Origin of the sequence: Lentzea sp. NPDC005914 (assembly GCF_040629405.1) — a bacterium.
GTDB lineage: Bacteria > Actinomycetota > Actinomycetes > Mycobacteriales > Pseudonocardiaceae > Lentzea.
Genome location: NZ_JBEXVQ010000005.1, coordinates 246,212 through 265,106 on the forward strand (window position 1 = coordinate 246,212; position 18,895 = coordinate 265,106).

Consider the following 18,895-nt stretch of genomic DNA (forward strand, 5'->3'; position numbering starts at 1 on the left):
GCAGACGGAAGGTTTCCGGCGATGCCGAACGAAGAGAAGCTCGTTGAGTACCTGAAGTGGGTCACCGCTGATCTCGCCCAGACCCGCCAGCGCCTCGAGGAGGCCGAGTCCGGTAAACACGAGCCGGTCGCGATCGTCGGCATCGCCTGCCGTTTCCCCGGCGACGTCCGCTCTCCGGAGGACCTGTGGGACCTGGTGGCGCAAGGCCGCGACGCCATCACCGGGTTCCCGACCGACCGCGGCTGGGACCTGGGCACGCTCGCCGGCGGCACCAGCGCGACGCTGCAGGGCGGGTTCCTCTACGACGCCGCCGACTTCGACCCCGGTTTCTTCGGCATCTCGCCGCGCGAAGCCCTGGCGATGGACCCGCAGCAGCGACTGCTTCTGCAGACCACGTGGGAAGCCGTCGAGCGTGCGGGCATCGACCCGACGTCGCTGCGCGGCTCCCGAACCGGTGTGTTTGTGGGAACCAACGGCCAGGACTACGGCCACGTCCTGATCGCCTCCCAGGAGGACGTCGAGGGCCACGCGGGCATGGGCACCGCCGCGAGCGTCATCTCCGGGCGCATCTCCTACACGTTCGGCTTCGAGGGCCCGGCCGTCACGATCGACACGGCTTGCTCTTCTTCCCTCGTTGCGTTGCACCTCGCTGCTGCTGCTTTGCGCAACGGCGAGTGCTCGCTCGCCTTGGCCGGCGGAGTGACCGTCATGGCGACTTCCTCGAACTTCGCCGGATTCACTCGTCAGGGTGGTCTCGCGACCTCGGGCCGGTGCAAGGCGTTCTCGGACGACGCGGACGGCACCGGCTGGGCCGAGGGCATCGGTGTGCTGCTCGTCGAGAAGCTCTCGGACGCGCAACGCCACGGCCATCCGGTGCTCGCGGTGGTCGCGGGCAGCGCGGTCAACCAGGACGGCGCCTCCAACGGCCTGTCCGCCCCGAACGGCCCCGCCCAGCGCGAGGTGATCAAGGCGGCACTGGCTTCCGCGGGCCTGTCGGCGTCCGATGTGGACGCTGTCGAGGCCCACGGAACCGGCACCGTGCTGGGAGATCCGATCGAGGCCGAGGCTCTGCTCGCCACCTACGGCCAGGACCGCGCGACCCCGCTGCACCTGGGCGCCATCAAGTCCAACATCGGTCACACCCAGGCCGCGGCGGGCGTCGCGGGCGTCATCAAGATCGTCGAAGCGCTGCGTCACGACACCCTGCCGCCGACGCTGCACGTCACGTCGCCGTCCTCCCATGTCGACTGGTCCGCGGGCAACGTCTCACTCCTCACCGAGTCCACTCCCTGGCCGCGCAACGGAAAACCGCGCCGGGCGGGCATCTCGTCGTTCGGCGTCAGCGGCACCAACGCCCACGTGATCATCCAAGAGGCGCCGGAACTGTCAGACCCTTCTGAGACGATTGGGATGGGGGGCGATTCCCCCCAGGGGGCCAGCCAGTCGGTATCGATTCAGGCACTGACGGGGCTGGCGGGGCTGGCGGGCAGGCATCCGCTCGTCGTCTCGGCGAAGTCGGCGAGTGCGCTGAAGGCACGCGTTGAGCAGGTCAAGGCGATCGAGGGTGATGCCGAGGACATCGCGTACTCGTTGCTCACCACGCGACCGACAACGTTCGACCACCGCGCGGTGCTGCTCGACGGCGAGGTCATCGCCACCGGAACTGTCCAGCGCAAGCCGGTCGCGGCGTTGTTCTCCGGTCAGGGTGCGCAGCGCGTCGGCATGGGCAAGGCGTTGTACGAGGTGTTCCCGGTCTTCCGGGATGCGCTCGACGAGGCACTGAAGCACCTGCCCGCGGACCTCAGGCAGGTCATGTGGGAGGACGAGGCCAGGCTCGACCAGACCGGGTACACGCAACCCGCGCTGTTCGCGTTCGAGGTCGCGCTGTACCGGCTGCTGGAGAGCTACGGCTTCAAAGCCGACAAGGTCGCGGGCCACTCCATCGGTGAGATAGCCGCCGCCCACATCGCCGGCGTGCTGAGTCTCGAAGACGCCGCCCGGCTCGTCACAGTGCGTGCGAGCCTCATGCAGCAGCTGCCAGCTGGTGGCGTGATGTTCGCGATCCAGGCCACCGAGGCCGAGGTCGCCCCGCACCTCACCGACGGCGTCTCGCTGGCCGCCATCAACGCCGAGGACTCGGTCGTCATCGCCGGTGTTGAACAAGAGGCTCGTAGGATTGTTGAACGATTCAACGACCGCAAGACCAAGCAGCTCCAGGTCAGCCACGCGTTCCACTCGCCACTGATGGAGCCCATGCTCGACGACTTCCGCCACGCCATCGCGGGTATATCGTTCAACGATCCGACAATTCCACTGGTCACTCGTGGGATTGTTCAACAATCCGACTACTGGGTCAGCCACGTCCGCGACACGGTCAGGTTCACCGACAACGTGAACGAGATCGGCGACGCCACATTCGTCGAGATCGGCCCGAGCGCGGTCCTGGCCGCACTGGTCGACCGCGCCATCCCCACGATGCGCAAGGACAAGGACGAGGTCACGGCGTTCATCACCGCCCTGGCCAAGCTCTACACCACCGGCACGAAGATCAGCTGGCCGAAGAGCGGAACAAGGATCGACCTGCCCACCTACCCGTTCGACACCGAGCGCTTCTGGCCGCAGAGCACCATGGCACCGGGCACCCAGCCCAACGCCAGTCGCCCCGCGCTCTACGAACTGAACTGGGTCAAGTCCACTGTGGACGCCCCGGCCATCACGGGCGCCAGGTGGGCCATCATCGGCGGCGACGAGTTCGACCTCGCCCACGTCCTGTACGCGGCGGGCCAGTCCGTCAGCGGCTACGGCGAAACCCTCACCGAAGCCGCCCAGTCGAGCATTCCCGACGTGTTCGTCGTGGCGGTCACCGGCGAGAACACCCCGGAAAGCGTCCACGCGAGCACCCAGCGCGCCCTGGCCATCCTGCAGGAGGCGCTGAACTTCGAGAACTCCCGCGTCGTCTTCGTCAGCCGCGGCGCCGCGAGCGGGCAAGACCTGGCCGCGGCGGCCGTGTGGGGCCTGGTCCGCACCGCGCAGGCCGAGAACCCCGGCCGGTTCCTGCTCGTCGACAGCGACGGCCTCGACGTCTCCGGCGCCCTGCTCACCGAGCTCGTCAACGGCGACGAACCCCAGGTCGTCGTCCGTGAGGGCAAGACCCAGGTCGCCCGGTTGAAAGAACTCCCCGAGAACCCCGACGCCCGGCACGAGTGGGACGAGGACGAGACCGTCCTGATCACCGGCGGCACCGGCGGCCTCGGCGCCGAGCTCGCGAGGCACCTCGTCACCCGGCACAACGTGAAGCACCTGCTGCTCGCCAGCCGCCGCGGCGAGGAGGCACCCGGCGCCCAGAACCTCAAGAAGGAACTGGAGAACAAGGGCGCCACCGTCACCATCGCGGCCACCGACATCTCGAACCCGAACGACGTCCAGACCCTGTTCGCCGCCACGGAACGCCCGCTCACCACCGTGATCCACACGGCCGGCGTGCTGGACGACGCCCTCGTCGACGCGCTCACCCCGGACCGCCTCACCAGCGTCCTCACACCGAAGGTCGACGCCGCGCACCTGCTCGCCCAGCACGACCTGAAGCTGCTCGTGCTCTACAGCTCGGTCGCCAACGTCATGGGCGCGGCCGGCCAGGGAAACTACGCCGCCGCCAACGCCTACCTCGACGCACTCGCCAACACCCGCGACAACACCATCAGCCTCGCCTGGGGCCCCTGGGCGCAGGACGGAGGCATGACCGCGGGCCTCAGCGACGCCGCCATGGACCGCATCCAACGCTCCGGCATGCCCCCGCTGGCCGCCGAACAAGGCCTCGCGCTGTTCGACGCCGCCCTCGCCGAGAACAAACGAGTCGTCATCCCGATGCACGTCAATCGCAACCAGCAGCGCGTCGCCCCGCTGCTGCGCGACATCGTCGACGAGCAGGCACTCCCGCAGCAGAGCCAGCTGGCCGCGGTCACCGTGCTCGACAAGCTGCGCGGCCTCGACGGCGACGAGCGCGCTACCCAGGTCCGCGAGCTCGTCCTCGGCACCTGCGCCGCACTGCTGGGCCACAACGACGTGTCCAAAGTGGACGCGGACAAGAACTTCCTGGAACTCGGCTTCGACTCGCTGATCGCCGTCGAGCTGCGCAACCAGATCAACGACATGCTCGCCCTCAAACTCCCCGGCAGCGCGGTGTTCGACAGCGGCACCCCCGCGGCGTTCGCGGAGAAGGTCGACGCCGAGCTCGGCACCATCAGCGGCCCCGGCAAGACCATCGGCGCGGCCAACGCACAAGACACGGTCTTCGGCCTGTTCATGGACAGCGTCGGCAGCGGCAAGGTCGTCGAAGGCCTCCGGATGCTCAAGGCCGTCGCCAACCTGCGCCCGATGTTCGACAGCCCGGCCGAGCTCGAGGACCTGCCCGTCCCCGTCACCCTCGCGGACGGCCCCAAGCTCCCCAAGCTCGTCTGCGTCAGCGCCCCGGGAGCCACGGCCGGCGTGCACATGTACGCGAGGCTCGCCGCCCACCTGCGCGGCAAGCGACACGTGAGTGCCTTGCCGCTCATCGGTTTCGGCGACGGCGAGGCACTGCCCAGGACCACCGAGGCCGCCGCGAGGTTCGTCGCGGAAAGCATCCTCAACGGCACCGACGGCGACCCGTTCGTCCTGGTAGGACACTCGTCCGGCGGCACCCTCGCCTACTTCGCCGCGGCCGTGCTGGAGCAGACGTGGGGGATCACGCCCGAAGCGGTGATCATGCTCGACACGCTGAGCATGAACTACAACTCCAGCGAGGGCATGGACTTCGACGCCGTCACGACGAACTACTTCACCACCATGGACTCGCCCGCGGTGAACATGAACAGCACCCGCCTGTCGGCGATGGCGCACTGGTTCCCGCTCATCATCGACACCGGCCTCCACACGACGGTCCCGAAGCTGCTGATCCGTTGTGCCAACGAAGTCAAGGGCACCGACCTCGTCACCACCGACCAGGACGTCGACGTGCCCACCGACGAGATCCGCGTCGTCGCCACCGACCACATGGCGATGGTCAAGGAGGACGCGGGCGTTGTCGCCGAAGTCATGGAGGACTGGCTCGGCTCCCGTATCGAGAAACTGGAAGGCGCCCGATGACCACGTCCCAGGAACTGCCCCTGATCGGGGTCGAACTGCCGTCGATCCTGACGTTCAGCGAACTCCGGCTGCGGTTGCAGGAGCAGGCGCCGGTGTGCCGCATCCGGACGCCCGCGGGCGACGAGGGCTGGCTCGTCACCCGCCACGCCGAGGTGAAGTCGCTGCTGCAGAACAACAAGCTCGGCCGCAGCCACAAGGACCCCGCCAGCGCGCCGCGGTTCATGCGCAACCCCATGCTCGACATGCTCGTCACCAGCGACGACATCGAGGTCGAGAAGGAGCGTCACGAGAAGAAGCGCGTCCTCTACACCAAGAGCTTCGCCGCCCGCCGCGTCATCGAGCGCAAGGTCCGCGTCGAGGCCATCGCGAACGCCAAGCTCGACGCCATCATCGCCGCCGGCCCGCCCGTCGACCTGCACGACGCCTACTCGATGGACTACTCGCAGCAGGCGTTGTGCGACATGGTCGGCATCCCCGAAGAGAACCGGGCCAAGCTGCTCGAGATGATGGACACGGTCGGCGCGTCCGACCAGCAGTCCGCCGAGGCCGGCATGGACCCGCTGTTCTCCTTCGCCGCCGAGATCGGTCAACGCCGCCGCGACGACCTCGGCGACGACGTCATCTCCCGCTTCGTCGAGGCAGGCCTGTCCGACGAGGAGATCGGGCTCCACGTCGTCACGCTGCTGTTCACCGGCCTCGCGGGCCTCGCCAGCCACCTCGACTTCGGCGTACTGCTGTTCCTGCGCAACCCCGAGGAGCGCGAGAAGGCGATGGCCGACCCGGCGGTCATGGCCCAGGCCGTCGACGAGGTCATGCGCGCCACGATCAGCTCGCCCGTCCTGCCCCGCTACGCCAGCGAGGACATCGAGGTCGGCGGCGTCACGATCAAGGAGGGCGACCTGGTGATGCTGGACTTCAGCCTCGCCAACTTCGACCCGCGCGCGTTCGACGACCCGCACCGCTTCGACGTCACCCGCTCGCCCAACCACCACTTCACGTTCGGCCACGGCATGCGGCACTGCACCGGCGCGCCGCTCGTGCGGATCATCCTCGCCGTCGCGTTCACCACGCTGTTCGAACGCCTGCCCACGCTGCGGCTCGCGGTACCGGAGTCCGAGCTCGAGTCGCACCCCGGCGGGCGCCTGGCAGGCGGACTGGAGAAGTTTCCGCTCACCTGGTGACCGCCGTCACCTGTCAGCACCGTGTCAGCGCGCGTTGGCACGGTGCTCAACCATGGCAACGAAGTTGAAGAGCGTCGTGCTCACCGTCGGACTGGCCGCCGGTATCGCGCTGCTGGGCGGCACCCCGGCGATGGCCGAGACAGCACCGGGCTGCGCGCGCGTCACGCAGATCGGCGCGACCAAGCAGGTCAAGGACAACCACGGCAACACCGTGATGTCGATCAAGCAGTTCCTCGGCTGCAACAAGAACTACGGCTACACCTGGGTCTGGGAATCGTGGGCGAGCACGCACCGCGGCTTCACCGCGGGCGCCGGCCTCTACGTCGAGGGTGTCCTCAAGGGCTACAACGTCGACCGCGCGAACGACCGCGAGGTGTGGTCCGACGGTCTCGCCACCGTCGACAAGTGCACCAGGGGCTACGGCGCGGCCGGCGTCGGCGGCGACGTGACCTGGGCGGGCGAGACCGAACAGCGCTGCTGAGTCACTCCTGCTCGTCGAGGCGCGCCTTCTCCGCGAGGCGCGCCTCCTCGGCCTTGAACTCCTTGTACGTGGTGCGCTCGTGGACCAGCCAGTCCGGGTTCTCGTCCTTGATCGCGTTGATCTGGTCGGTGGTGAGCGCCTCGGTGATGCCGGCGCGTACCAGGGCCGACGTCGAGATGCCCAGCTTCTGCGCGATGAGCTGCTTGGGGTGCGGGCCGTTGCGGCGCAGGTCCGCCAGCCACTGCGGCGGGTTGGCCTGCAGCTCGTTCAGCTCGTCGCGCGACACGACCCCCGCCTGGAACTCCTCGGGCGTGGCCTCGAGGTACACGCCGAGCTTCTTGGCGGCGGTGGCGGGCTTCATGGTCTGCTGCGACTTCATGCGAGAAAGAGTAACCGGCTCGTCCGGTAGCCTCAGCACGTGACCGGATCGTTCACGCTCGCGTTCGTCCCAGGTGTGACGCCGGGCAAGTGGGCACGGGTCTGGCAGGAACGCCTGCCGGAGACCGAGCTCACCCTCGTACAGGTGACCATCGCCGAAGCCGCTGGCAAAGTGCGGTCCGGCGAGGCCGACGCCGCGCTGCTCAGGCTGCCCGGCGACCGCGAGGACCTGCACGCGATCCCGCTCTACACCGAGGTCAGCGTCGTCGTGTTCCCCAAGGACCACGAGTTCGCGGCGGCCGACGAACTGTCCCTTGAGGACCTGAAGCCGCACGTCCTGTGGCAGCCGCTCGACGACCCTCTCGACTGGGACGCGATGCCTGGTCAGCCGCCCGTCGAACGGCCGCAGACCACCGCGGACGCGATCGAGCTCGTCGCCGCCGGTGTGGGCCTGCTGGTCGTGCCGCAGTCGCTCGCGCGGCTGCACCACCGCAAGGACCTCAAGTACGTGCCGCTGAGCGACGCCCCGCAGTCACGGGTGGCGCTCGCGTTCCCGATCCGCGACGAGAACCCCGAGCTGGTCGAGCACATGATCGGCATCGTCCGTGGCCGCACGGTCAACAGCACCCGCGGCCCGGAGCCGGTCAAGAAGCAAGCACCCAAGCAGCAGCAGCGACGGGGCCCGGCGCCTCAGCAGAAGAAGCAGCCCGCCAAGCGCGCGAAACCCCGCCGCGGCGGCCGCTAGTCGTGGACGGTGATCGCCTGCGCCGGGCAGATGCCCCGAGCAGTGCGCGCGGACGTCTCCGCCTCACCTGACGGGCTGTCGTCGAGCAGGGTGACGAACCCGTCGTCGTCCTGGTCGAACACGTCCGGCGCGGCCAGCACGCACTGAGCCGAGCCGATGCACTTGCCGGTGTCCACACTGATCCGAGCCATGACGTCCCTTTCTACCAACGCACGGGGAGTGCGTGGAGTCCGAAGAGGACTCCGTCGTACTTGAACTGCAGTTCTTCCAGCGGAACCGCGACCTCGAGGGCCGGGATCCGCCGGAACAGGCCGCGGTAGGCGACGTCCATCTCCAGCCGCACCAGGTTCTGGCCGAGGCACTGGTGCACGCCGTACCCGAACGCGACATGTCCCGTTGCCGAGCGGGACGGGTCGAACTCGTGCGGCCGTTCGAACATCTCCGGGTCGTGGTTCGCGCCGGCCACGAGCGGCACGATCCCCTCGCCCTCGCGGACGAGCTGCCCGCCGATCGCCACGTCCTCGATCGCCACGCGCAACGCCACCAGATCGGCCACCGAGTGGTAGCGCAGCAGTTCCTCGATCATGCCGTCCTCGTCGATCCACTGCTTCTGCTGCAGCAACGTGACGACGCCGAGCGAGATGTTGTTCGCAGTCGTCTCGTGACCCGCGATGAGCAGCAGCATCGAGACGCCGGAAAGCTCTTGGGGCGTCAGCAGACCGCACTGGAGAAGCCTGCTGATCAGATCGTCGCCGGGGCGCTTGGACTTGATCGTGATCAGCCTGTTGATGTAGCGGAGCAGGTGTTCGGACGCCTTGTCCCGTTCCTCGTCGGTCGACTTCAGCGTCACCAGGACCTTCGTCTTCTCCTCGAAGAAGTCGCGGTCCACTTTGGGCACTCCCAGCAGGGAGGAGATCACGAGCGACGGCACTGTCAGCGAAAAGTCCTCGACGAGTTCGGCGGTGTTGCCGTTCGCCAGCATCTGGTCGATTGCACGGTCGACGATTTCCTCGACCGCCGGGCGCAGTGACCGGATGCGGCGCACCGTGAACTCGGGGATCAGCGCCTTGCGGAACCTGTTGTGGTCGGGCGGGTCCAGCGACACGAACCAGCCGGGCACGTCGTCCGCGGACGGCGCGCCCACGGTGCGTGACGGACGTGGAAAGCCGGCGTGGTTCGGGTTCGAGCTGATGCGCGGGTCGGTGAGCACCGCGCGCACCTCCTCGTGCCTCGTGACCAGCCAGACGATCTCACCGGACGGCAGCGCGGCCTTCACCAGGCCGGGCTTGGTGCGGAACTCCTCGTACTCGGGGGGAGGGAAGGGCGCGCCGGGGCGGCGCATCATGAACGGGACTAGGTCGGCGTCAGTGCTCGTCATGTCATACCTCGTAGAACTGGCGGACTTGCCCCACGATGTAGTCCTGGTCGTCTTCGGTCAGCTCGGCGTGGGTGGGGAGGTAGAGCCCGTCCTCGGCGAACCGGTTCGCGTTCAGCGACGGCCACACCGGGTCGAGATAGCCGGGCTGCCTGCTCATCGGCTTGAAGAAGAGCCGGGTCTCGACCCCCTTCTCCGCGAGGAACCTCATGAGCTCCTCACGGCGTTCCGCGCGCAGGTCGTACATCCACAACACGTCGCGCGGCGGCATGAGAGCGATGCCTTCGATGCCCCGCAGGCCCTCGTCGTACCGCTTCTCGATCTGGGCGCGCGTCGCGATGATCTCGTCGAGGCGTTCGGTCTGCGCGAGCGCGACCGCCGCCTGCAGGTTGGTCATGCGGAAGTTGTAGGCGAGTTTCTTGTGCAGGAAGCTGTGGTCTCTGGTGAACGCCATGCCGCGCAGGTGTGCCATCTGCCGGGCCAGGTGCGGGTCGTTGGTGACGCAGATGCCGCCCTCGCCCGAAGTGATGATCTTGTTGGCGAACAGCGAGAACGCCGCGATGTCCCCGGTCGGCTTGACGCCGTGCGCCTCCGCGGAGTCCTCGACGACCCGCAGGTTGTACTCGTAGGCGAGTTCGAGGATCGGCTCCATGTCGCACTGGCGGCCGTAGACGTGCACCGGCATGATCACCTTGGTGCGCGGGGTGAGCTTCTCCTCGATCTTGGTGACGTCGATGTTCAGGTCGTCGCCGCAGTCCACGAACACGGGCGTCGCACCGGTGTAGGTCACGGCCCACGCCGAGGCGATCATCGTGAACTCGGGCACGATGACCTCGTCGCCCGGCCCGACTCCCAGCGCGCGCAACGCGAGCGTCAGCGCTGTCGTGCCGGACGAGCAGGCGACGCCGTGCCGGACACCGTTGTAGGCCGCGAAAGCCTCCTCGAACTGCGGCACGTACGGGCCCTGCGAGGAGATCCAGCCGTCCGTCACGGCCTTCGTCGTGTACTCGAGCTCGTTGCCGCGCAGCGAAGGCATCGACACGGGGTAGCGGTAGCTCATCATCAACTCACTTCGAGGCGAGCGCGGGCAGGGACAGGATCAGGTCCGCGGCGGTCTTGCGGCCACCGGCGGCGTGCTGGAGCGCGGCGAGGCGCTCGGCGTTCTCGCGGAACTCCGGGTCGTCCAGGACGCGGGTGAGCTTGTCCACGACGTCCCGCGGGTCGACGGTGTGCGGCTTGTCCAGCGTCAGCCCCACACCGAAGCTCGTGGCGCGCACGGCCTGGTCGTAGCAGTCGACCCAGAGCGGCCGCGACACCATCGGTTTGCCGAAGTAGATGCTTTCGGTATAAGCGTTTCCGCCCGCATGCGTGAAGAACAGCTTGACGCTCGGGTGTGCCAGCACGTCGAGTTGCGAAGGTACCCACGTCTCGACGCGCAGGTTCGGCGGCAGCGTGGCCGGCAGGAACTTCTGCTGGTCTCGCGGCAGCTTCCAGAGGATCGAGTGCTTGCCCTCCAGCCGGTACGCGACCTGCACGAACGCCTCGACCTGGTCGCGGGTCAGCCGGGTGATCGTGCCGAAACCCATGTAGACCACGGACTTCTGCGCGTCCAGCCACTCGCCCAGCGCACCCGGCTCGGCCTGGGGCAGCGGCGGCACCAGCGCGCCGACCGTGCGGATCTTGTCCGGGATGTCGAACTCGTAGTCCATCTCCGGGATCGAGTAGCACAGCACCAGCTCGGACTTCTCGACCCGTGCGAACTGGCCGCGCGCCTCGGGGGAGATGCCGAGCTCGGCGACGACCTTCTCGTTCTCCGCGTTGCGTTCCTTGTTCTGCTTCGAGAACGCCATCGCGAGCGTGCGCCACCCGAAGAGCCTGTTGGCCCAGCGCTGGGTCAACGTCATGTCCGCGGGCAGGCCGGTGTGCGGGCGCGGGAAGTCCTTCGGCGTGTAGGACGGGCCGATCGGCACCGCGGACGTCACGAGGTTCGACGGCACGAACGGATTGCTGATCACGTAAGGGATTCCCTTGGTGATCGCGACCTCGTAACCGAACATGCACATCGACTCGACGATCATCAGCGCGGGCTCGATCTCGTCGACGAGCTCGGAAAGCCTGCGGTACTTGGGGATGCGCAGCAAGGGCCGATGTGTCTGTTCGATGACGGCTTTGCGGGCCTTGAACCGCGAGCGCTGCGTCACCTTCGCGTAGATGTCGTCGGGCCACGTCACCGACGACATCTCGGGGATCACCTCACCCAGCGAGAAGAACTCGATCGGCGAGCCGACCGCGGCGGCCTCGACCTCCTCGCGGCCCTTGTCGTCCGTGGCGAACCACAGGTTCTCGACACCGCGGCGCGACAGTTCCTCCGCTAGCACGAGCATCGGGTTCAGCAGGCCGCTCTCCGGCAGACTGACGAACAGGATCGGCCGCTGGCTCATGGACTTCACCCTTCGGGCTGACGCCTAATGACGGCGAGCCTGCCGGACGGCGCGGTGGTGTGTCCCGGGGAGACAGTCTTCTCCAGAAGAAGCCCTAGTGTTGCAACGCACCCCAGGTCCAGGAGAACACCTAGAACTGGCACGTATCGTTTTCCTGAGGACGTGCTCAGCTGACACCCTCGGTGTCGACTCGTCGTGCCCGCGATCCTGGGGGACACGCGGTGGCGCCTCATCACCACTCACCGCGTTGCGGCACGGCGGCTTCCTGGCGAGAGGTACATCATCATGACCGGGACGTCCGACAACAGCATGAGCAGGGCACGACGCGCGGGTCTCATCGAGCGCGACGACCAGTGGGCGGCCCTGGAGACACTGTTGACGGACTCTCTGTCAGGATCCGGAAGGGTCGCGCTGCTCACGGGTCCGGTGGCGAGCGGGAAGACCGAGCTGCTGCACGCGTTTGGCGAGGCCTGCGGCGTCAACTTCGTGAAGGCGACCTGCTCGGCGTTCGAGCGCGACCTGCCTTTCGGTGTGGTGGGCCAGATCTTCCACCCCCTGGACGCACCCGACGAGGTCGGCGAGCTGCTCGACGCGGCCGCGCGATCCGCCGACGGTCCTTCGGCACGGCAGTTGCACGCGTTGTGCATCGCGTTGATGGACCTGACGGCCGAGACGCCGCTGGTGATCGGCATCGACGACGTGCAGCACGCCGACTCGTCGTCGCTGCACTGGTTGCTGTACCTGATCCGGCGGCTCGGTCAGGTCAAGGTGCTGCTGATGCTGAGCGAGACCGCGTCGCCGCGGGCGGCCCACACGGCTTTGCACACCGAGCTGTTGCGGCACCCGCACTGCCGCGACGTCCAGCTGGCGCCGCTGGGTGCGTTGGACGAGATCTTCGAGACGCAGCCGCATGCCGAGGACGCGATGGTGCTGACGGGAGGAAACCCGTTGCTCGTGCGGTCCTTGCTCGACGACCAACGGTTGTGCAAGCCGCGCGACGACGGCGGCCTGGTCATCGGGCCGAGCTACCGGCGTGCCCTGGTCAGCTGCCTGCACCGCTCTGATCACCACGTGCTGCCGGTCGCCCGTGCCCTGGCCGTGACGGGCGAGGGCGCGACGCGGGAGTCGTTGGGACGCCTGGCCCGCGCCGACACCGAGACGGTCGCGTCCGCGCTGGACGTCATGAACGAGGCCGGGTTGCTGCACGACGGCTGGTTCCGCGACCCCGCCGCCCGCGGTGCCGTGCTGGACGACCTGTCTGCCCAGGACCGCAAGGAGATGTACCTCGGGGCGGCTCTGCTGCTGCACGACGAGGGCGCGCCCGCCACCGAGGTCGCTCCCTACCTGGTGATGGCGGACCACTCCGAGAACCCGTGGATGGTGCCGGTCTTCGAAGAGGCCGCCGAGCACGCTCTTCGCGACGAGCAGATCGACACGGCGTTGCGGTATCTGGAACTGGCGCACCGGGCGTGCGTCGAGGTGCACGGGCGGGCGGCGATCGCGGCCAAGCTCGTGCGGGTGGAGTGGCGGGTCAACCCGTCCGCGGCAGGACGCCGGCTGGCCACGGTGGTGCCGGCGATGCGGGCGGGACAGCTGTCGGACCGCGACGTGAACTCACTCGTGCAGCCGATGCTGTGGAACTGCCAGGTCGACGAGGCCACCGAGGCGCTGGAACGGGTGCGGCGCGCCGCGACGTCGAGCACCGGGCTGCGGGCGATGGAGCTGTGGCTCGCGTGCTCGCACCCGACGCTGGCCCGGCGCACCACGACCGCACCGGAGTCGCCGAAGACCCGGATGGTGAGCCTGACGTCCGGCCCGATGATCAAGGCCGTCACCGCGTTGGCGAACGTGCTGACCTACGGGCCCAGCGACGCGTCGGCGACCGACGCCGAGCACGTGCTGCAAGCCGCCCGGCCGTCCGACAGCGGGTCGTGGGGCCCGGAGTCGGCGATGCTGGCGTTGCAGGCCCTGGTGTACGCGGACCGGCTCGACGTGGCCGCGCAGTGGTGCGACCGGCTGCTGGAAGAGGCACGGGTCAAGAACCTCGGTGTAGCACGGGCGTTCTTCTCGTGCGTGCGGGCCGAGGTGTCGTTGCGGCGCGGCGACCTGACTTCGTCTTTCGAGCACGCACAGAACGCTCTCGACTTCATGCCCGCCGGTGGGTGGGGTGTGGCCCTGGGGATGCCGCTGGGGATCCTGATCAACGCGGCCACGAAGATGGGACGGCACGACGACGCGGCCACGTTCCTGGAGCAGCCGGTGCCCGAGGCGATGTTCCAGTCGCGGTACGGGTTGCACTACCTGTACGCGCGCGGGCACCACTACCTGGCCACGTCGCGGCACTACGCGGCGCTGGCGGATTTCCTTTCCTGTGGCGAGCTGATGACGTCCTGGGGCGTGGACCAGCCGGGCGTGGTGCCGTGGCGGACGTCGGCGGCGGAGGCCTGGCTGCTGCACGGCGCGAACCGGGACGAGGCGAAGCGGCTGATCAACGAACAGCTGGCGCGGCTGGGACCTGAGGGGACTCGAACTCGCGGGGTGGCGTTGCGGTTGCTGGCCGCCACCAACCAGCCGCACAACAGGCCGCAGCTGTTGCAGGACGCGGTGGTCGTGCTGGAGGAGTACGGGGACCAGTACGAGCTCGCCCGTGCCCTGGCCGACCTGTCCAAGGCGCATCAGGCTTTGCGGGAGCATCGGCGGGCGTGGACGGTGGCGCGCCGGGCCTGGCACGTCGCGAACGTGTGTGACGCGGCCGAGTTGTGCGAGGAGTTGCTGCCCTCGCGGGGCAAGGCTGACGCGGAGGACGCGCCGGCGGAGGAGAAGCCCGTCGATCCGATCGCCACTTTGACGGACGCTGAGCGGCGGGTGGCTGCTTTGGCGGCTGTCGGGTACACGAACCGGGAGATCGCGTCGAAGCTGTACATCACGCCTTCGACGATCGAGCAGCATCTCACGAGGGTGTACCGGAAGCTCAAGGTGAAGTACCGGAAGGACCTGCCGGCGGATCTGCACTCGTACCTGCCGAGCACGGCCTGACCTGCGGCAACGCGGACTGTCAGACCCGGCTGGGACAATTGAAAGCAGGGGTACCCCTGGCCGGGGGACCCCTGCGTCAGCTCGGCGGTCAGCGCTGCGGTCAGAGCAGCGGCAGCTGGTCCTTCAGATCGCGCACCAGCTGAGGCAGGTCGGCGCGGTCCTTCGCGAACCCGAACACGTAGTAGTCCGGCCGCACCAGCGCCGCCACCTTCCTGTGCCCGGCGAGCCACGGCAGGTACAACCGCTCCACGTCCACGACCTCGTGCGCGCGAGCGATCTTCGGCGGAATCCCGGCAGGCATCATCCGAACCAGCTGCGCGCCCAGCGTCTTGAGGAACTCGAGCTCGTCCTCACCCAGCGCCTCGTAGGGATCCAGCGTGGTGATCAGCTGCCAGCCGCGCCCCACGACCTCGTCGAACCGGTCCCGCACGGTTCCGCGCGCCACCACACCCTGCGGTGACAGTTCACCGTCCGGCAACGAAATCCCGTCGGTACCGCGGCGGACAACACCGTCCTCCAGCGCGTAAGCCGAAGGAGCCAGGTCGACTCCCTCGGGCTTGGCCTGCATCGCCATCAGGAACGCGTCGCGGCGAGCGGCGGCGACGGGGTCGAGCTCGGACACGATCTTGCCCACCTCGATGGACATCTCGATCGTGTGCCGCACCTGCACGGCGCGCTCGGCCGGGTAAGCGTCCAGCAGGGCGTCGGAAGCGAGCTCCCGCAGCACGAGATCGAGCTTCCACGCCAGGTTGGCGGCATCGCGGATACCGGAACACATGCCCTGCCCGGCAAAGGGCGGCATCAGGTGCGCGGAATCCCCGGCGAGCAGAAGACGTCCGTTTCGCCACTTGTCGGCCATCGCGGCTTGGAACGTGTAGACGATGTTGCGCGTCAGGTCGGCATTGGCGGGCGTGACGTCGTACGGCGCGAGAAGCTCCCACATGCGCTCCACAGTGGACATCTCTTCGATCGACTCGCCGGGCAGCCGCATGAACTCCCACCGCCGGTGCCCGCGCCCGGACGCGACGATCGTCGTCGGGCGGGCCGGGTCGCACACCTGCACGTCGTTGGGGCGGAACGCGCGCTTCTCGTGGAAGACGACGTCGACCAGCAGCCAGTCGTGCTTGAAGTTCAGGTCGATCATGCGCGTGCCCATGACGTCGCGCACGAAGCTGTTCGCGCCGTCGCAGCCGATCACCCAGGAAGCCGTGACGTCACCGGAGACATCAGGCCCCGGAGCGGTCAGCGACACGTGAGAGCCGTGATCAGTGATCGCCTCCACCTTGTGCCCGAACAACGTGGTGATGTTCGGCAAGGTCAGCACGTGCTCGCGCAGCGCACGTTCGAACGTCGGCTGGTGCATCACGGTCGCGATCGGCCAGCCGTCACGGCCCGGCTCGTACGGCGCCTCGAACGAGAACAGCTCGCGGCCCTCGGCGTTCTGGAACATGTACTGCCCCAGGGGTTCGCCGAGCTCCATCAACTGAGCGCCGATGCCGGCCGAGGCGAACGAGCGCGCGGTCTCGCCGTCGAACGCCACGACGCGCGGGAACGGGTACTGGCCGCGGTACTTCTCCAGGATGACGACCCGCCATCCCTTGTGCGCCAGGAGGATGGACAGAACGAGGCCGACCGGGCCGCAGCCGACGACCGCCACGTCGGCGGTCAGAGCTGCGGCCCGGTCGGCCGAGGAAGGAGACGCCATCGGTTTCCCTGTCTGCGAAGGGATCAGAAGAACGAGTCGATCACTCCGAGCGCCTGTTCGGGGTTCAACCGCGGGTCGCAGAGGGTCTCGTAGCGCTCGGAGAGAGCCTTCTCGTCGGGGACAGGCCCGCCGACGCACTCCGTCACGTCGGTCGCGGCCGCTTCCAGGTGCAGGCCTGCCGCGTGCGCGCCCTCGGTCTCGAGGATGTGCCGGAACGCCGTGGCCTCCTCGATGATATGGGAGACAAGTCGAGTCTTTCGCCCAGTCTCGGTGCTGACCGTGTTGCCGTGCATGGGATCCGAGATCCAGACGACGGGGTGGCCGGCGCGCTGCACGGCCCGCACGATCGGCGCCAGCGCGACGTGGATGTCCTCACGGCCCATGCGGATGATCAACGTCAGCCGGCCCGGCGTGTGGTGCGGGTCGAGCAGCTGGCACAGGCGGACGACGGTCTCCGGGTCCGCGGTCGGGCCGACCTTCACGCCGATCGGGTTCGAGATCGCGGAGAACATCGAGACGTGCGCGTGGTCGAGCTGGCGGGTGCGCTCGCCGATCCACGGGAAGTGCGTCGAGGTGAGGAACTGCTCGCCGGTGCGCTCGTCCGTGCGGATGAGCGCGTTCTCGTAATCCAGCACCAATGCCTCGTGAGCTACCCACGGTCCACCGGAGAGTTCCTCGGCACTTCCCGCCCAATGGGCGCGCACTTCTCGGATAACGGCGGAAGAAGCGTCGTAGGCCTGAAGCATTCGCTCGGGGTCGTGCTGGCGGGCGACATTGTCGGCCTCGAACGAATTGACCAGCTCACCCCGGAACGACGGCACGTCGATCCCGCCGACAGTTTCGAAGTTGCTCGAACGAGGTTTAGCGTACTGGCCCGCCATCCGTCCGAAACGTGCCACCTCCTGACCCGACCGTTCCGCCATGCGGGCGGCCACGCGCTGGATGTTCCGTACCTTTCGGGAAGTTGTCAGCGGATCCACGTCGGAAAAGGACTCCGCGCAGTCGCCGAGCTGCAGCACGCGCGCCTCACCGAGCGCGGCGAGACCGAGCGCGCGCTTCGCCTCGCGAATTTCGGAATGTGCGACCAGGGGGAGTGCACCGGACAGTTCCGCCTCGATCAGGTCGTACTCGGGGTGGTGGTGCCAGTGGGGCTGCTGCGTGGCCGGCAACGTCATCCACGGGGCGGCGGTCTGCGTGTACGTGAACTCCGTCAGCTTCACCGTCTGTGGCATTGTGCTCACTCCTGTTTCTGGTTCGGCTGGACGTTTCAGGCGACGATGCCCTCGATCTCCACGAGGAGATCGGCACGGCAGACGTCGACGTTCAGGTACTGGACGCGGGCGTTCGGGGAGAAACGCTCTTCGCACATCGCGCGGACGACGGGGATGTCGGACCGGTGACGGACGTAGACCTTGATGTTGTCGAGGTTCAGCAAGGAATTGCCCTGCGTGATCTCGTAGTCCGCCAGGTTCTCGTCGGAAATGAGGTGCTCGATGTTGTCGAGTGACAACTTCACCTGCGCGGCGATGTCGCCGTCGTGCAGGGTCTCGTGCCCGCGGATGCTGGCCGTCCCGGCCACGTAGATCTGCCCTGACCTGCGGTCGGTGTGCGTGGCGGCGAGGTAGGTGGCCCGCGCGAACTTGGGCGGGCGCGGGCCGTACTGCCTCGGGTAGTGGTAGGCGGCCATCTGCTTGGAGTTCTCCACCGACGTCAGCGCGGCGGAGCGGGAGGCCAGGAAGTAGAACGCGATCCCGCCGCCCTGCGACCCGATTCCGGTCGCGCTCGGCACCTCCTTGTCACCGAAGTGGAAGAGTTCGAACGCCTCCGCGCGGCCCTTGCAGAAGTCCCGGTAGATCTCGAGACCCTCGGTGTTGTCCGCGTTGATGTCGTTGATGAAGTTCCACATGCGGAAGCAGTTCTTGTAGCCGAGGGTGTCCATCAGGTCCAGCGCCGCGACGTAGGCCACGCGGGTGTCCTCGGTGTAGCGGCCGGTCGGGGCGATGCGGCCCGCGACGAGGAGGTACTCGCCGTCGTGGGCGTAAACGACGCCGTGGTGCTCCCCGGTCTCGACCTCGCGCCCGGTCGTCCACACCTCCGCGAATGCCTCGCCGAGGTCGGCCGCCATGTGCAGGTCCAGCGTCAGAAGACCATTCTCCACGCGCGGGTCGGTGCACTCGGTGGTGTAGTTGATGACTCCGAGAACGTTTCCGGTGGCCGCGACGTTGCTGACTTCGGTCAGGCCGGTGAACACCGAGCTGGGGAGGTTCACCTTCTGCTGCGCCTGAGTCATGGGAATGCCCCTCCGAGGAGTAGGTGAAACGTTTTGCGGAATGAGATCGGGCTTTTGTTTCGAGCTTCTCTTCCGGGCCGGTGATCAAAGATTAGCCACTGGGCGCGCTCCGCAAAACTGCTCCGCCGGGGAAAGCACT

Annotated in this window: 13 protein-coding genes; 5 read left to right on the plus strand and 8 right to left on the minus strand. The window is 67.9% G+C overall.

What is annotated here, in order from left to right:
• Positions 1-21 precede the first annotated feature (21 nt).
• Genes ABZ345_RS09600 through ABZ345_RS09610 form a run of 3 tightly spaced genes read left to right on the plus strand, consistent with a single transcriptional unit; the run spans position 22 to position 6,786 of the window.
• Positions 22-5,124, plus strand: a complete 5,103-nt coding sequence (locus tag ABZ345_RS09600; RefSeq protein WP_359844781.1) for a type I polyketide synthase — start codon at positions 22-24, stop codon at positions 5,122-5,124.
• Positions 5,121-6,305, plus strand: a complete 1,185-nt coding sequence (locus ABZ345_RS09605; RefSeq protein WP_359844783.1) for a cytochrome P450 — start codon at positions 5,121-5,123, stop codon at positions 6,303-6,305. Before ABZ345_RS09600 ends, ABZ345_RS09605 begins: the two co-directional genes overlap by 4 nt.
• Before the next feature lie 52 nt (positions 6,306-6,357).
• The gene (locus tag ABZ345_RS09610) at positions 6,358-6,786 is read left to right on the plus strand and encodes a hypothetical protein (protein ID WP_359844785.1); all 429 of its coding nucleotides are present in this window, start codon (positions 6,358-6,360) and stop codon (positions 6,784-6,786) included.
• A gap of 1 nt (position 6,787) precedes the next feature.
• On the opposite strand, the gene ABZ345_RS09615 is transcribed toward ABZ345_RS09610, so the two are convergent.
• Positions 6,788-7,147, minus strand: coding sequence for a DUF5997 family protein (locus tag ABZ345_RS09615; RefSeq protein WP_359844861.1), 360 nt, complete (start codon positions 7,145-7,147; stop codon positions 6,788-6,790).
• A 57-nt stretch (positions 7,148-7,204) separates the two neighbouring features.
• Between ABZ345_RS09615 and ABZ345_RS09620 the strand changes: the two genes are divergently transcribed.
• Positions 7,205-7,909 (plus strand): LysR family substrate-binding domain-containing protein, encoded by a 705-nt coding sequence (locus tag ABZ345_RS09620; RefSeq protein WP_359844787.1) that lies wholly within the window; start codon positions 7,205-7,207, stop codon positions 7,907-7,909.
• Here ABZ345_RS09620 and ABZ345_RS09625 read toward each other — a convergent pair.
• The 4 genes from ABZ345_RS09625 to ABZ345_RS09640 are packed head-to-tail and all read right to left on the minus strand — an operon-like array spanning position 7,906 to position 11,725.
• A complete protein-coding gene (locus ABZ345_RS09625) occupies positions 7,906-8,100 on the minus strand; it encodes a ferredoxin (RefSeq protein ID WP_359844789.1) in 195 nt (64 codons plus the stop codon). The genes ABZ345_RS09620 and ABZ345_RS09625 overlap by 4 nt on opposite strands.
• Before the next feature lie 11 nt (positions 8,101-8,111).
• A complete protein-coding gene (locus tag ABZ345_RS09630; RefSeq protein ID WP_359844791.1) occupies positions 8,112-9,287 on the minus strand; it encodes a cytochrome P450 in 1,176 nt (391 codons plus the stop codon).
• A gap of 1 nt (position 9,288) precedes the next feature.
• The gene (locus ABZ345_RS09635; RefSeq protein WP_359844793.1) at positions 9,289-10,344 is read right to left on the minus strand and encodes a DegT/DnrJ/EryC1/StrS family aminotransferase; all 1,056 of its coding nucleotides are present in this window, start codon (positions 10,342-10,344) and stop codon (positions 9,289-9,291) included.
• A gap of 7 nt (positions 10,345-10,351) precedes the next feature.
• Positions 10,352-11,725, minus strand: a complete 1,374-nt coding sequence (locus tag ABZ345_RS09640) for a glycosyltransferase (RefSeq protein ID WP_359844795.1) — start codon at positions 11,723-11,725, stop codon at positions 10,352-10,354.
• Positions 11,726-12,010: 285 nt separating this feature from the next.
• Here ABZ345_RS09640 and ABZ345_RS09645 point away from each other — a divergent pair, with 285 nt between their 5' ends.
• Positions 12,011-14,761 carry an AAA family ATPase gene (locus ABZ345_RS09645; protein ID WP_359844797.1) on the plus strand — a complete coding sequence of 917 codons (2,751 nt, stop codon included), beginning with the start codon at positions 12,011-12,013 and terminating at the stop codon, positions 14,759-14,761.
• A gap of 100 nt (positions 14,762-14,861) precedes the next feature.
• On the opposite strand, the gene ABZ345_RS09650 is transcribed toward ABZ345_RS09645, so the two are convergent.
• The 3 genes from ABZ345_RS09650 to ABZ345_RS09660 are packed head-to-tail and all read right to left on the minus strand — an operon-like array spanning position 14,862 to position 18,756.
• Positions 14,862-16,466, minus strand: a complete 1,605-nt coding sequence (locus ABZ345_RS09650; protein ID WP_359844799.1) for a bifunctional 3-(3-hydroxy-phenyl)propionate/3-hydroxycinnamic acid hydroxylase — start codon at positions 16,464-16,466, stop codon at positions 14,862-14,864.
• Between the two features lie 23 nt (positions 16,467-16,489).
• The gene (locus ABZ345_RS09655; protein ID WP_359844800.1) at positions 16,490-17,698 is read right to left on the minus strand and encodes a 3-deoxy-7-phosphoheptulonate synthase; all 1,209 of its coding nucleotides are present in this window, start codon (positions 17,696-17,698) and stop codon (positions 16,490-16,492) included.
• Between the two features lie 35 nt (positions 17,699-17,733).
• The gene (locus ABZ345_RS09660; RefSeq protein ID WP_359844802.1) at positions 17,734-18,756 is read right to left on the minus strand and encodes an FkbO/Hyg5 family chorismatase; all 1,023 of its coding nucleotides are present in this window, start codon (positions 18,754-18,756) and stop codon (positions 17,734-17,736) included.
• Between the last annotated feature and the right edge of the window lie 139 nt (positions 18,757-18,895).